Below are 15,134 nucleotides of genomic sequence, written 5' to 3' on the forward strand. Positions count from 1 at the left end.
CAGTGCCGACACCGTGGCGCGGGAGGTCTCACTCCCTCCGCGCCGGTAGATCCACGCAGCGCGTGGATCTACCGCTGGCCCGCCCCCCTTAGAAGCCTACCCGCAGGTTGATCTGCCCGCCGACATCGCGGCGGCCATCACCGTGCTGGCCCTGCACGAACATCGACAGCTGGCTGTTGCGACCCAGGCCGACCGCCACGCCGAGCTGGCTGACCAGCGCATTGCGTGCCATCACCGCGCTGTAGACATCGAAGGCATCGCCACCGACCGCGAAGCGGTTGCGGCTGGCCACATCGGTGTCACCCGATGCATGCTGCCAGCCCAGGCCGACGGTCAGCTGCGCCGGGAAGCGCGCGCCGCTACCCACGTCCCAGCGGCCCCGCACGCCCACTGTGCTGACGTTGAGCGTGTCCTTGCCACCTTCCAGCACCAGTGCGGCACTGCCACCCTGCTCCAGCGCACGATCACTGTCGACCCAGTGCCGGGTGAACTGCACGTACGGCTGCAGTTGGGTCCTGCCATGGGTCCAGGTCCAGCTGCCTTCGACCTGGGCGATGGTCACGTCCGAATCCTGGCGGCTGTACAGGGTCTGGCCCAGCAGAGGCACTTCACGCGTGGTGCGCGTGCGGTAGTCACCGCGCGACACGCTGCCACCGACCGCAAAGCCGTTGTTCCACTGTCCCTGTGCATACAGGCCGAACGTGTTGCCGCGCAGGCGGGCGCGCGAACTGCGATCGTACAGGCGCGTATCCAGCCGTTCGTTGCCGGCCGCCGCACCCAGCACCACGTGTTCACCCAGCTGCCAGTCCACACCCGCCATCACCGCATTGCGATTGGAACGGATCTCATCGCCATTGCCATCGCCATCCTGCTTGAACACCTTGCCGCTACCGGCCAGCCAGGCCGAGGCACGCTCACCACGCACGGTCGGCAGCTCACTGCCCAGGCGCTGGCGGATGCCCTCTTCCAGGTAGTTGTCGTACAGCAGCACCGCGCGGCTGGCCGCGTGCACTTCGCCGGAGAGCTGGTCGAATGCGCTGCGCGCAGTGCTGGCGTCATACAGCAGCACCGTGTTGTACAGGCCCAGCGCCGCGCCACTCTGCGGCAGGCTGTCCAGCGCCGCAGCGGTGTTGTACTGGTTGCGCGTGTTGGCCACGGTGGTGAACGCCGCCGTCTGCGCCACGTCGATCTGCAGGTTGGCGGTGTTGGCGGTGTAGACCGGGGTGATGGTCAGGAAGGCCGACGGCGAGTTCGCCGAGGCGAACTGCCCGCTCACCCCACCGCCCGCGTTGATCACCGTGTACTGCTGGCCCTGCTGGTAGCTGGTGCTCGGCGAGATGGTGTTCACCTTTACGGTGCTGCCACCCACGTTGGCGCTGCCGCCCACCTGTACCGTATCGCTGCCGCTGGCACCCAGATCGATGCCCAGCGTGCTGCCCGGCGACAGGGTCAGGTTGCCACCCACGGTGATCGTGCCGGTGCCATTGCCTGTGCCGCTGCCGTTGCCCGGGCCATTACCCGGCGACAGCACGCCACCACTGGACACCGTCACGCCACCGCCGGTGCCACCAATGGTGCCGGTGCCGGACAGCGTGGTACCGCTGCCGATGGTCCACTGGCCACCGATGGTGCCGGTGACATTCAGGCCGCCGCCGGTGACCTGGCCGGTACCGTTGAAGCCACCACTGTTGCCGCCGAGGTTCAGGCCACCGGGGCCGGCCTGCACGATGCTGCCGCCGCCGCTGATGCTGCCGCCCAGCGTGGTGGTGCCACCGGTGTTGATCACCAGGCCACCGTTGTTGGTGATGTTGCCGGTGATCGCGCCGCTGGCCCCACCGTTGCCGACCTGCACCGTGCCACCGGCGTTGATGGTGGTGCCACCGGTATAGGTGTTGTTGCCGGTCAGGATCACGGTGCCGGTGCCGGCCTGGGTCAGGCCGCCGCTGCCGCTGATGGTGCCGCCGACGGTGGTGTTGCCGCCCACGTTGAACACCAGGCTGCCGTTGTTGCTGACGTTGCCGGTGATCGCACCGCTCGCGCCACCGTTGCCGACCTGCAGCGTGCCGCCGGTGTTGATGGTGGTGCCGCCGGTATAGGTGTTGTTGCCGGCCAGGACCACGGTGCCGGTGCCGGCCTGGGTCAGGCCGCCGCTGCCGCTGATGGCGCCGCCGACGGTGCTGTTGCCACCCACGTTGAACACCAGGCTGCCGTTGTTGACGACACTGCCGCCGATCGCACCGGTCGCACCACCATTGCCAACCTGCAGCGTGCCACCGGCGTTGATGGTGGTCGGGCCGGTATAGGTGTTGTTGCCGGTCAGGGTCAGCGTGCCGCTGCCGGCCTGGGTCAGGCCGCCACTGCCGCTGATGGTGCCGCCCAGCGTGGTGTTGCCGGCCACGTTGGACAGCAGCGTGCCATTGTTGGTGACATCACCGACGATCGAACCGGTCGCACCGCCATTGCCCAGCTGCAGCGTGCCACCCGCATTGATGGTGGTACCGCCGGTGTAGCTGTTGGTGCCGGTCAGCAGCAGCGTACCGCTGCCGGCCTGGGTCAGGCCACCACTGCCGCTGATGGTGCCGCCCAGCGCGGTGTTGCCGGCAACGTTGGAGATCAACGCACCGTTGTTGGTGATGTCGCCGACGATGGCGCCGGTTGTACCGCCATTGCCCACCTGCAGCGTGCCGCCGGCATTGATGGTGGTACCGCCGCTGTAGGTGTTGTTGCCGACCAGGGTCAGCACCCCGCTGCCGGCCTGGGTCAGGCCACCACTGCCACTGATCGCGCCGCCGACGGTGGTGTTGCCCGCGACGTCGAAGACCAGGCTGCCGTTGTTGGCGACATTGCCGGTGATCGCACCGGTGGCACCGCCATTGCCCACCTGCAGCGTGCCACCGGCATTGATGGTGGTACCGCCGGTATAGGTGTTGTTGCCGGTCAGGGTCAGCGTACCGGCACCGGCCTGGGTCAGGCCACCGGTGCCGCTGATGGTGCCGCCCAGCAAGGTGTTGCCGGCCACGTTGGACACCAGCGCACCGTTGTTGGTGATGTCACCGACGATCGCGCCGGTCGCACCGCCATTGCCCACCTGCAGCGTGCCGCCGGCATTGATGATGGTACCGCCGGTGTAGGTGTTGTTGCCGGTCAGCACCAGCGTGCCACTACCGGCCTGGGTCAGGCCGCCGCTGCCACTGACCACCGCGCCCACGGTTGCCGTCGTGCCCAGGTTGTAGACCAGGCTGCCATTGTTGGTGATGTCGCCCAGCACCGAGCCGGTGCTGCCGCCGTTGCCGATCTGCAGCGTGCTGCCACCATTGATGGTGGTGCCGCCGGTATAGACGTTGTCGCCGCTCAAGGTCAGCGTGCCGGTGCCGCTCTGCACCAGGCCACCAGTGCCACTGAGCACACCGCCGAAGGTGGTGCTGCCGTTGTTGCCGCCGATGGTCAGGGTCGCACCGCCCAGCACCACGCTGGATCCGGTCACGCCGGCCAGGCCACCGATGCTCTGGCTGCCACCGGCACTGATGTCCAACGTGCCGGCACCGGACAGGTTCACCGTGCTGGCACCGGACAGGCTGCCACCGGCCGCCACCGCCAGCGTGCCGCTGTTGATGGTGGTGGTACCGGTGTAGGTGCTGGCGCCGCCCAGGGTGACGGTTGCCGCGCCATCTTTCAGCAGGCCGCCAGCGCCGCTGATCGGGCCATTCAAGGTCAGCGCGTTGCTGCCCGCCAGGGTCAGCGTGCCATTGGCCAGCTGCACGGTGTTGGCCAGGGTCAGCGCGCTGGTGCCGTCCAGGCTGGCGTTGCCGCCCACGGTCAGCGCGCCGGTGCCCAGCGAACCGTCGTTGCCCAGCAGCAGGCCACCGGCATTGAGGGTCACGCCGCCCGTGAAGACGTTGACGCCAGTCAAGCCCTGGATGCCTGCGCCGTTCTTTACCAGGCCACCGGCCCCTCCGATGGTGCCGGCGAACGTGGTATTGCCCACGCCATTGAGGGTCAGCGTGCTGCCGCCCAGCGCAACGGTCGAACCCGCCACGCCTGCCAGCGAACCGATCGCCTGCGCACCACCCGCGCTGATGTCGAAGGTGGTACCGGCATTGGCCAGGTTCACCGCACCGGTCGCCGCCAGGCTGCCACCGGCGCCGATCGCCAGCGTGCCGGCGTTGATGGTGGTACCCCCGGTGAAGGTGTTGGTGCCGGTCAGCGTCTGGGTCCCCGAGCCTTCCTTGATCAGGCCACCCGAGCCGGCCAACGAACCACTGAACGTGCCATTGCTGGCATCACCGATCGTCAGCGTGTTGGCCCCCAGGTTCACCGTACCGTTGCCGACCAGTGTGCCGAACTGCTGCGTGCCGCTGCCCGCCGACAGATCGAAGATCGCACCCGAGGCCAGGTTGACGATGCCACTGGCGTGCAGGCTCGCGCCAGCGCCCAGTGCCAATGTACCGGCGTTGATGTTGGTGCCACCGGTGTAGGTGTTGGTGCCGTTCAGGGTCAGCGTTGCGGCTCCCTCCTTGGTCAGGCTGCCGGTGCCGCTCAGGTTGCCGTTGAGGGTGAGGTTGTTGCTGCCGAGGACGGTCAACGCGTTGTTGAGGGTGAAGTTGTTGGCGAGGGTGACCGCTGTGTTCGAATCGAGCGTCGCAGCGCCCGCGACCGTCACCGCACCGGTGCCCAGCGCAGCATTGTTGCCGACCACCAGGCCGCCGGCGTTGAGCGTTACGCCGCCGCTGAAGGTGCTGCCGCCGTTGAGCGTCTGCACGCCTGCACCGTTCTTGACTAGGCCTCCGTTGCCACTGATCGCACCGCTGAAGGTGCTGTCCACGGTGCCGCCCAGGGTCAGCGTGCTGCCACCCAGCGCCACCGTGCTGTCGGCGACGCCGGCCAGCGAGCCGATGGCCTGGTTGCCCGCTGAAATGTCGAACGTGCCGGCACCGGCCAGGTTCACCGCGCCGGTCGCGGCGAGGCTGCCACCCGCGCCGATCGCCAGCGTGCCGTTGTTGATGGTGGTACCACCGGTGTAGGTGTTGGCACCGCTCAGGGTCACGGTGGCCGCACCGTCCTTGACCAGGCCGCCGGTACCGGAAATCACACCGCCCAGTGTCAGCGCCTGGCTGCCAAGCAGGTCGAGGTTCGCGCCCGCTGCGAGCCCGATGTTGTTGGCCAGGTTGACGCCTGTCGATGCGTCCAGCGTCGCGTTGCCGCCCACTGCCAGCGCACCGCTGCCGAGCGCAGCGTTGTTGCCGACCACCAGGCCACCGCCGTTGAGTGCGACGCCACCACTGAACAGATTGGCGCCTCCCAGTGTGAGGACGCCGGCGCCATTCTTGACCAGGCCACCGGTGCCGGAAATCGCGCCATCGAAGAGGCTGTTGCCCACACCACCGAGTGTCAGCGTCTGTGCACCCAGGCTCACCGTCGAGCCCGCCACGCCGTTCAACGAGCCGATGGTCTGGTTGGCACCTGCGGTGGAGATATCGAAGCCGGTGCCTGCAGCGCTCAGCGTCACCGCGCCGGTGGCTGCAAGGCTGCCGCCCGGACCAATCGCCAGCGTACCGGCAGTGATGAAGGTGCCGCCGGTGTAGGTGTTGGCACCGGTCAGCGTCTCGATGCCCGTACCGACCTTGGTCAGGCCACCCGTGCCTGCGATCGAGCCACTGAAGGTGCCATTGGTGGCGCCGCCGACTTCGATCGAGTTGGCGCCGAGGTTCACCGTACCGTTGCCGACCAGGGTTCCGAACACCTGCGTGCCGCTGCCGGCAGACAGATCCAGCGTGGCACCTGTGGCGAGGTTCACGGTACCGCTCGCCGCCAGGCTGGCACCGGCCCCCAGCGCCAGCGTGCCGGCGTTGATGTTGGTGCCACCGGTATAGGTGTTGATGCCATTCAAGGTCAGCGTCGCGCTGCCGTTCTTGGTCAGGCTGCCGGCACCGGAAAGGACGCCGTTGAGCGTCAGTGCGTTGGTCCCGAGCACGGTCAGCCCGGCGTTGAGCGCGATGTTGTTGGCCAGCGTTGCCAGGCCGGTGGTATCCAGTGTGGCAGCACCGCCGACCGTCAATGCACCGGTGCCCAGCGCCGCGTCATTGCCGAGTACCAGCCCGCCTGCATTGAGGGTCACGCCGCCGCCAAAGGTGTTGGCACCGGACAGCGTCTGTACGCCCGCGCCCACCTTGACCAGCCCCCCGCCGCCACTGATCACGCCGTCGAACGCGGCGTTGCCGGCCGTACCGAACGTCAATGAGTTTCCGCCCAGCGCCAGCGTGCTGCCGCCCAGACCATTGAGTGCGCCGATGGTCTGGCTGCTGCCGGCACCGGAGATATCGAAGCCGGCGCCCGCGCCCAACGTGACGTCACCCGCCGCGGCCAGGCTGCCGCCCGTGCCCAGCGCCAGCGTGCCGGCATTGATGGTGGTACCGCCGGTGTAGGTGTTGGCACCGGACAGCGTCAGCGTGGTAGCGCCGTTCTTGATCAGGCTGCCATTGCCGCCGACCACGCCCGACAGCGTCAGCGCATTGCTGCCCGGCACCGTCAGTGCAACGCCCGAGCCCAGCGTGACCGCATTGCCGAGCGTCACTGCCGCGCCCGCATCCAGCGTGGTGCTGGTATTCACCGCCAGCGCGCCGGTACCAAGCGCACCATCCGCACCGACGACCAGGCCACCACCGTTCAGGGTCAGGCCGCCAGCGAAGGTGTTGGTGTTGTTGAGGGTCAGCAGGCCCGTACCGTTCTTGACCAGGCTGCCATTGCCGGCCACCACGCCACCGAGCGTGACATCGTTGCTGCCGCCCAGCGTCAGCTGCGTGCCCGCACCGAAGTTCACTGCATTGGCCAGGTTCAACGCCACCGTGCTGTCCAGCGTGGTGGTGCCACCGATGCCCAGCGCACCGGTGCCGAGCGCGCTGGCATTGCCGAGGATCAGGCCACCCGCGTTGAGTGCAACACCGCCACTGAAGGTGTTGGCACCGGACAGCGTCTGCACGCCGGTACCCGTCTTGACCAGGCCGCCAGTGCCACCGATCACGCCGGCAAAGCTGCCGTTGCCGGCGCCGCCAAAGGTCAGCGACTGCGCGCCCAGCGCCAGCTGGCTGCCTGCGACGCCGTTGAGTGCGCCAATGGTCTGCGCGGCACCGGCTGCGGAGATGTCCAGCGTCGCACCGGCACCGGCAAGATCCACCGCACCGGCCGCGGCAAGGCTGCCACCGGCCCCCAGCGCCAGCGTGCCGGCGTTGACGGTGGTGCCACCCCCGAACGTGTTGGCGCCAGACAGCGTGAGGCGCGCCGCGCCATCCTTGATCAGCCCGCCGGCGCCGAACACCGGACCGGTCAGCGTCAGGTCATTGCTGCCCAGCACGGTGAGGTTGGCGCCGGCGGCGAGGCCGAGGGTGTTGCCCACCGAAAGCGCCGCAGTGGCATCCAGCGAAGCGTTGCCGCCCACGTCCAGCTGGCCGGTACCCAGCGCCTGTGCGTTGCCAAGCTGCAGTACGCCCGCGTTGAGCCCGACGCCCCCGCTGAACGTATTGGCGCCGTTCAACGCCAGCGTCGCCGCACCGTTCTTGACCAGCCCGCCGGTGCCGCTGATGACGCCCCCCAGCGACACGTTCTGGCTGCCCAGCAGATCCAGCACCGCACCGGCGCCGAGGTTGACGCTGTTGGCCAGGTCCAGCGCCACCGAACTGTCCAGCGTGGTATTGGCCCCCACCGACAATGCACCGGTGCCCAGCGCGCCGGCATTGCCCAGCAGCAGGCCGCCGCCGTTGACGGTCAGCCCGCCACCGAAGCTGTTGGCGCCATTGAGGGTCAAGGTGGTGGCACCGTTCTTCACCAGCCTGCCCGCACCGGACACCACCCCACCCAGCGTGATCGACTGCGAACCCGGCAGCGACAACGCGGCGCCTGCACCCAGTGCCACGTTGTTGCCCAGGTTCAGCGGCGCACTGCCGTCGAGCGAGACGTTGCCACCGATGCCCAGCGTCCCCGTGCCGAGTGCGCCGCTGTTGCCCAGCAGCAGGGCGCCAGCGTTTGCGTTCAGTCCACCACTGAAGGTGTTGGTACCGTTCAAGGTCAGTGTCGCCGCGCCGTTCTTGACCAGGCTGCCGGTGCCCGTGATGTTGCCGGCCAGGGCCAGGTTCTGGCTGCCCGGCAGGGTCAGGACCGCGCCGAGGTTGATCGCATTGCCCAGGTTCAACGCTGCCGTGGTATCCAGCGAACCGTTGCCGCTGACCGTCAACGCCCCGCTGCCGATCGCACTGCTGTCGCCCAGCAGCAGGCCACCCGCCGTCAGATTCACGCCGCCACTGAAGGTGTTGGCGCCGCTCAGCGTCTGCACGCCGGTGCCCTGCTTGATCAGGCCACCGGTGCCGCCGATCACGCCGGCGAACGTCTGGTTGGTGGCATCACCGAAGGTGAGCGTGCTGCTGCCCAGCGTCACCGTGCTGCCGGCAATACCGGACAGCGCGCCGATGGTCTGGTTGCCGCCGAGCGAGATGTCCAGGTCCGCGCCAACGCCGGCCAGGCTGACCGCACCGCCGGCGGCCAGGCTTCCGCCGCTGCCCACCGCAACCTTGCCGGCATTGATCGCCAGGCCGCCGGTGAAGGTATTTGCGCCACCCAGCGTAAGCGTGGCGGCACCGTTCTTGACCAGGCTGCCGGTGCCACCGATGGCGCCGCCCAGCGTCAATGCGTTCGAGCCCAGCACATTGAGCGAGCCACCCGCGCCCAGCGTGATGCCATTGCCGACCGCAAGCGCCGCGCTGGTGTCGAGCGACACCACGCCACCAACATTCAGCGCACCGGTTCCCAGTGCTCCAGCGTTGCCCAGCACCAGGCTGCCGGCATTGAACGCCACGCCGCCGCCGAAGGTGTTGGCGCCATTGAGCGTCAGCGACGACGCACCGCTCTTGACCAGGCCACCGGTGCCACCGATCACGCCGTTGAACGTCAACGCCTGGTTGCCGAGCAGATTGAGGCTGGCACCCGAACCGAGGTTGACCGCGTTGGCCAGTGCAAGCGCCCCCGTGGTTCCATCGAGCGTCACGTTGCCGCCGACACTGAGCGCACCGCTGCCCAGCGCAGCAGCATTGCCCAGCAGCAGGCCGCCGCCGTTGAGTGCCACGCCGCCACTGAGGTTGTTCACGCCCGACAAGGTCTGCACGCCGGTGCCCAGCTTGACCAGGCCACCCGTGCCTGCGGCGAACGTGCCGCTGTAGCTGGTATCGCCCAGCCCGGCGAGGGTGAGCGTGTGGCTGCCCAGGTTGACCGAACCGCCGAGGCCCGCCAGCGAACCGATGGTCTGGTTGGCGGCCGCCGACAGGTCCAGGGTGGTACCGACGCCGACCGTGATCGCACCGGTGGGTGACAGGCTGCCGCCCCCGCCCAGCGCCAACGCGCCTCCGGCCAGGTTGAAACTGCCGGTCAGCGCATTGGCGCCGTTCAAGGTGAGGGTGCCGGCGCCGCTCTTGGTCAGGTTGCCGGCACCGGAGATCGAACCGTTCAATGACAACGCATTGCTGCCGAGCAGGTTCAGCGAGCCCCCGCCATTGATCACCAGATTGTTGCCCAGGGTGAAGCCCGCCGTCGTATCCAGTGAAGCGCTGCCACCCACGGTCAGGTTGCCGCTGCCCAGTGCACCGGCATTGCCCAGTACCAGGCCGCCGGCATTGAGGTTGACGCCGCCGGAGAACAGGTTTGCGCCGCCGAGAGTAACGATGCCGGTGTTGTTGACCGTCAGCCCGCCAGTACCGGACAGCAAGCCCCCCAGGCTGAACGCATTGGTCCCTGCCAGGGACAGATTGCCACCAAGGCTGAAAGCGTTGGCCAGGTTCAGACCGGCCGTGGCAGAGGCGATGGCACCGCCGTTGGCGGTGAACAGCCCTGTGCCGAAGGAACCGGCATTGTTGAAATTGACCAGGCCATCATTGAGCGTGGTCGTACCTGCACCCGCCCACGCACCCTGCAGGTTCCAGGTGCCGCTGTTGACGGTGAGCTTCTGGAAGTTGAGGTACTGGTTCCAGCCCAGCGTGGTCACCGCTCCGCCGGTGCCGGACCCCGGACCGCTGACGACGTTCTGCAACACCAGCGTGTTGTTGGCCGCACCACTGCCGGTACCGGCGTCGACCGATCCCGCAGCCGCAACCTTTACCCCGGTGACACCGGTAATCACGCCGGCAAGAGCGCTGCCGCCGCCGCTCACAACGCTGGAACCCGACACTGCGGTGAAGGTGTTGCCGCCGGTTGAATCACCCAGGTGAACGCTGCCACTGACCGCCCCCGCATTGAGGAACGTGTTACCGCCAGAAGCACCCAGGCCGACGCGTCCGTCGATGGTGCCTGTGTTGGCCACATTGGCGGCTGCACCACCATAGGTCACCACCGTGGTCGCGTCGGAAACGCTGCCTGCACCAATCAGCGACGTGCTGATCAGGCCGGCGTTGTTGATGGTGGTGGTGCCGTTGACATTCTGTGCCACCAGCGCCTGTCCACCGAAGCCCAGCAGCGTTGCGATGTTGACGACACCCTTGATCTGTCCGCTGGCGTTGTTGTTGACGACGATCGCGCTGTTGTTGGCAGAACCATTGCCGATGACCAGGCCGGGCGAGGCGAGGATGATCGAGCTCGGATCGATCGTGCCATTGTTGTTGACCGTCACGTTGTCGCCGGTCAGCGTTGCTGCGTTGCCGCCGCCTACAATCGGCGGCGTACGCAGCAATGCACCCGCGTCGATGTTCAGCGTGAGGCCGTTGGTCGCGTTGGAGTAGTTGTTGATGCTGGTGGTGCTGTCGCAGTTTACGGTTGTGGTGCCGGTGCACGCTGCGAATGCCGATCCGCTGGCCAGTGTGGCGGCCAAAGCCGCCGCCAGCTGGTGCGCCCGCAATCGCGGCACCCGCCCTGCGCTGACCGCGCTTCCGCCGGGGTTCTGGGCGACCTCCGAAGCAACCTGCATTACCCCAAGGGCACGATTGAAAACCAGACGGTAAATGCGGTTCATCGGTAAATCTCCATGAAAAGACCGGATGGCACAGCTGGCAGGTTTTTTGGAGACAATGCGGCCCACCCCGGCTCCCCGAACGGGAACAAGGCCTGAAGGCATTAACTCCTGAAAATCTTCACATCTTCACGCGATCGCACCCGGGGACAGGTGCGCCAGCGCGTCCGTCAAGGCGAAAACTCCCCGATTTCGCCCGACGAATGGCGGCACTGTGCGACCGACGGTGCCAGCGGCATGTGAATCACGCGCGCTATTTTTATGACGTGCGTCAAATAACAGGGGCGGACAAAATGGTTTTGCCGAAAATGCATATTGCTGCATGTGGCGGAGAATCCATTCCCCGCCATGAGTAAATAAATTCAGCTGCTGGAGAGTTTCATCAGCACCAGGCCGGAAACGATCAACACCGCCGCACCGATCCGCATCGGGCTGACCTGCTCGCCCAGGAACACAATGCCAACCACGAACGCCCCGACCGCGCCGATGCCGGTCCAGATCGTATAGGCGGTTCCCAGCGGCAGGCTGCGCATGGCCACCGCCAGCAACCAGAAGCTGGCGATCATGCCGATGATGGTGACCACGGTGGGGGTGAGCCGGGTGAAGCCTTCGGACTGCTTCATGGACACGGCCCAGACGATTTCCAGCAGGCCGGCAAACAACAGATAGATCCAGGCCATGACGGCCCTCCTCTTGGTAGGGCCAGGCCGTCCTGGTCATTGGTTCCCGATGTGGGGGAGGTCGTTCCTCCTGGCCGGCATTCTAGCAACGGGGGTGGGTACCGGCCGCTGCCGCCGGGAGCGGGTTACAGCCGATTCAGTGCATGAAGCTGGCGTCGATGGGCCCGTCTGCGCTAGAATGCGCGTCTGCCATCGGCCAGCCCGATGTGCAGTCCGGCTGTGGGCTCCGGCGCGCCGCGCGCTGTTTCCCCTGATCCGTGAACTGGCCGCCCACCGGGCGGCCAACGTCTCTATGGTGGCCCCGTCGGCCCCTCGCGACGCTAGGTCGAAAACCCCGCCAGGGCCGGAAGGCAGCAACGGTATCGATCGACGCGGGCGCCGAGGTCAGCCGGCGGGGCCACCGCCTTTTCCGCACTGGGCTCAGATCCCTTTGCATGGCAGAGGGATCTGACCCCGGCTTCGCATTCTTGGCCCGGCATGGCGCCGCGCTACCCTGCCTCGGGCGTGCCCTGGTGGAACACCATGCGCCATCTGTCCCCGTGCCGGCGCCACAGCGAACTGCGCAGCACCCAGTGCTGCAGCTGCCCATCAAGGTGATGGCGGCTGCGGTAGCGCACCTGGGCCAGGTCCTGCGACAGCAGCCAGACGGCGTACTGCTCCGATTCGATCTGCACCTGGGCACGCTCCAGCGGAATCTCCACCAGCGCGGCCGCACGGTCGTAGCACTGGCCGGAGCTGCCGATCTCGCTGAAATCCTCATCCAGCAATGCGGCCAGTTGCTCGCGGTCGGCACGCACCTGCGGCGCATGCAGTGCGCGCTCCAGCGCCTCCAGCCCGGCAGCCAACGCCGCATCTGCGGGCTGGCCGGTACCCCTCACGGCGGGTCCTGGGCCAGCACGTGTGGGGCGGTCGGGCTCGCCAGCGGCACGCACTGCCCCGGCTGCGCCACGCGGTGCCCACGCGCAGCCAGCGCCAGACCATCGGCCGCGCTGGCGTAGTGGTACAGCATCATCCGCGCCTGCAGTTCGGCGCTGTACTCACGCTCCAGATCGTCCACGCCGGTATGCGAGGGATTGCCGTGCAGGCCGCAATCGTGAGCGATCAGTTCGTTGTCACTGGCAAAGCGTGCCAGCATCTCCGGAATCGGCCGGGTATCGCCGCTCCAGGTCAGCGCGCCCTGCAGGCGCAGGCCATAGGCCGTCTCCGGCCAGTGGTGGCGCACCGGAAACACTTCCAGGCGCACGCCCTCGTGCCAGAACGCCTCGCCCACCACGATCAGCTGGAAGGCATCCCAGAAGTTCGCACCGCCCTCGGCCAGCACGTTCGGGTAATCCCCGATGCGCTTGTGCAGCAGCGGCACCACCGTGGCGGGCACGTACAGGCGCACCTTGCCGCGCCGGTGCGCATTGAAGAAGGTATCCACGAACAGGCGCTCGAAGCCGGCCACGTGGTCCAGGTGCACATGGGTGACGAACAGCGCCTGCGGCATCTGCCCGTAGTGCGCCTTGAACGCGGTCAGGCCTTCGCCACCACAATCGATGGTCAGCCATGGACGCCCATCGCGCTCGATCACCGACATCGGCGACCCCAGCTCGACCGCCGACGCATTGCCGACGCCGAGGAAACGCAACGCCCAGTCCATCAGGTGCCCCGGTTCCAGGCCATGTCATAGGCACGGCGCAGCCGCGCGTAGTCCTTCTGCACGTCTTCCACGCTGCGCTCGCCGCGCAGCTTGATCAGCGAGCGCAGCAGGCGCTTGAGGTTGCGCTCGCGCCAGGCGGTCGCCGGGATGCGGATCACGCCGCGGTCGAAATCGATCAGCCAGCCATGGCCGCTGCCATCGAACAGGATGTTGTGCGCGTTGAGATCGGCATGGTCCAGGCCGGCACGATGGAAACGGGCAATCAGGCGCCCGGTCTCCTCCCAGGGAGCCCCCCGGCCGGCCACCAGTGCGCGGTCGGCCAGCGAGCGCACGCCCTCGATCCGCTCCATCAGGATCGCCGCCCGGTAGCGCAGGCCCTCGCGCATGTAGAACGCGGCGATCGGCCGTGGCACCGGCAGCTTTTTCTCGCGCAGGGCGCGCATCAGGCGGAATTCGGCGAAGCTGCGGGTCCGGTCCGAGCCGCGCCAGAGGTACTGGTCATGGCTGATACGGGCCGCCATGCCGCCGCGCAGATAGTGGCGCAGCACGCTGGCACCGAACGGCGCATCGACGAACCAGGCGCTGCCGCGGCCGCCCTCGCCCACCGGCCGGGCCCTGCTGCCCCAGTGCTGGGGCGAGAACAGGCCGATCTCGGCTTGCCGCAGCCGCTCGCGGTCGAACAGAATGGCCCCGATGCCGCGACCCTCGCGGCATGGCGTCAGCGCTTCATTGGCGTCGAATGCGACCATTTCATTGAGTCTAACAACACATGGCATCAGCGTCCTCCTCCTTGTGCCTCCTGCGCCTGTCCGCACTTGGCGATGTCACCCACGTGGTGCCCCTGGTGCGTACCCTGCAGGCCGCGCGCCCGGACACGCCGATCCACTGGATCATCGACAAGGTCGGCCACAAGCTGCTCGACGGCCTGCCCGGCGTCACCTTCCATGCCTACGACAAGAAGAGCGGCATGGCCGGGGTCAAGGAACTGCGCAGGCAGCTGCCGCCGGGGCGCTTCGAAGCGCTGCTGCAGATGCAGGTCGCGTTCCGCGCCAACCTGCTGTCGGCCTTCATTCCGGCCGAGCGCCGCATCGGCTACGACCGCAGCCGCTCGAAGGACCTGCATGGGCTTTTCATCAACGAACGCATTCCCGACCGTCCGGGCATCCATGTGCTCGATGCCATCGGCAGCTTCTGCGAACCGCTGGGCCTGCGCCAGACCGAGGTCAGCTGGGACCTGGCCGTGCCGCAGTCGGCATATGAGTGGGCCGCCGCGCAGTGGCACGACGATGGTCGCCCGGTGCTGATGATCTCGCCGTGCTCCAGCCACGTGCGCCGCAACTGGTACGCCGACCGCTACGCCGCCGTGGCCAACCACGCGGTCACGCGCGGCTGGCAGGTGGTGCTGTGCGGCGGCCGCAGCGAACTTGAGCGCAGCATGGCCGACGCCATCCAGGCACAGCTGCACACGCCGGCGCTGGACCTGGTAGGCAAGGACACGCTGAAGCAGCTGCCCGCCCTGCTGGCCCGCGCCAACCTGGTGATGACGCCCGATTCCGGCCCGATGCACATCGCCAACGCGATGGGCGCCAAGGTGCTGGGCCTGCATGCGGCCAGCAATCCGAACCGCAGCGGCCCGTACTCGGATCGTCGCTATTGCGTGGACCGCTACGACGATGCGGCACGCAAGTACCTCGCCAAGCAGGCCACCGATCTGAAGTGGGGCACCAAGATCGAGTTCGACGATGTGATGGAACTGATCACCGTGGAAGACGGTATCGCTGCCTTCGAACGCTACGTCGCCGACCACCTGGGGTGAGCGGCAGGCCGCCCGGGA

The 15,134-nt window shown here is 67.6% G+C and carries 6 protein-coding genes and 1 other RNA gene; 2 read left to right on the plus strand and 5 right to left on the minus strand.

Going from position 1 to position 15,134, the window contains the following annotated elements; all coding sequences use genetic code 11:
- Positions 1-88 precede the first annotated feature (88 nt).
- Both VG561_RS08895 and VG561_RS08900 read right to left on the minus strand, forming a co-directional pair.
- Positions 89-10,981: an autotransporter-associated beta strand repeat-containing protein gene (locus VG561_RS08895; protein ID WP_423179531.1), complete on the minus strand. Its 10,893-nt coding sequence runs from the start codon at positions 10,979-10,981 to the stop codon at positions 89-91.
- A 359-nt stretch (positions 10,982-11,340) separates the two neighbouring features.
- Positions 11,341-11,658, minus strand: a complete 318-nt coding sequence (locus tag VG561_RS08900) for a DMT family transporter (RefSeq protein ID WP_005415486.1) — start codon at positions 11,656-11,658, stop codon at positions 11,341-11,343.
- A gap of 301 nt (positions 11,659-11,959) precedes the next feature.
- Between VG561_RS08900 and ffs the strand changes: the two genes are divergently transcribed.
- Positions 11,960-12,056: signal recognition particle sRNA small type (ffs, locus tag VG561_RS08905), an RNA gene on the plus strand.
- A gap of 90 nt (positions 12,057-12,146) precedes the next feature.
- On the opposite strand, the gene VG561_RS08910 is transcribed toward ffs, so the two are convergent.
- Genes VG561_RS08910 through VG561_RS08920 form a run of 3 tightly spaced genes read right to left on the minus strand, consistent with a single transcriptional unit; the run spans position 12,147 to position 14,049 of the window.
- Positions 12,147-12,536, minus strand: coding sequence for a DUF4440 domain-containing protein (locus VG561_RS08910; protein ID WP_053495267.1), 390 nt, complete (start codon positions 12,534-12,536; stop codon positions 12,147-12,149).
- Positions 12,533-13,300, minus strand: coding sequence for an MBL fold metallo-hydrolase (locus tag VG561_RS08915; protein WP_046429135.1), 768 nt, complete (start codon positions 13,298-13,300; stop codon positions 12,533-12,535). Before VG561_RS08915 ends, VG561_RS08910 begins: the two co-directional genes overlap by 4 nt.
- Entirely contained in the window at positions 13,300-14,049 is a 750-nt protein-coding gene (locus tag VG561_RS08920) for a 3-deoxy-D-manno-octulosonic acid kinase (RefSeq protein ID WP_032958195.1), read from the minus strand. The genes VG561_RS08915 and VG561_RS08920 overlap by 1 nt, the downstream gene beginning before the upstream one ends.
- Positions 14,050-14,069: 20 nt before the next feature.
- On the opposite strand from VG561_RS08920, the gene VG561_RS08925 reads away from it, so the two are divergent.
- Positions 14,070-15,116, plus strand: a complete 1,047-nt coding sequence (locus VG561_RS08925; RefSeq protein WP_046429133.1) for a glycosyltransferase family 9 protein — start codon at positions 14,070-14,072, stop codon at positions 15,114-15,116.
- Positions 15,117-15,134: the final 18 nt, after the last annotated feature.

Source organism: Stenotrophomonas sp. CASM110 (assembly GCF_049384345.1).
Taxonomy (GTDB): domain Bacteria; phylum Pseudomonadota; class Gammaproteobacteria; order Xanthomonadales; family Xanthomonadaceae; genus Stenotrophomonas; species Stenotrophomonas muris.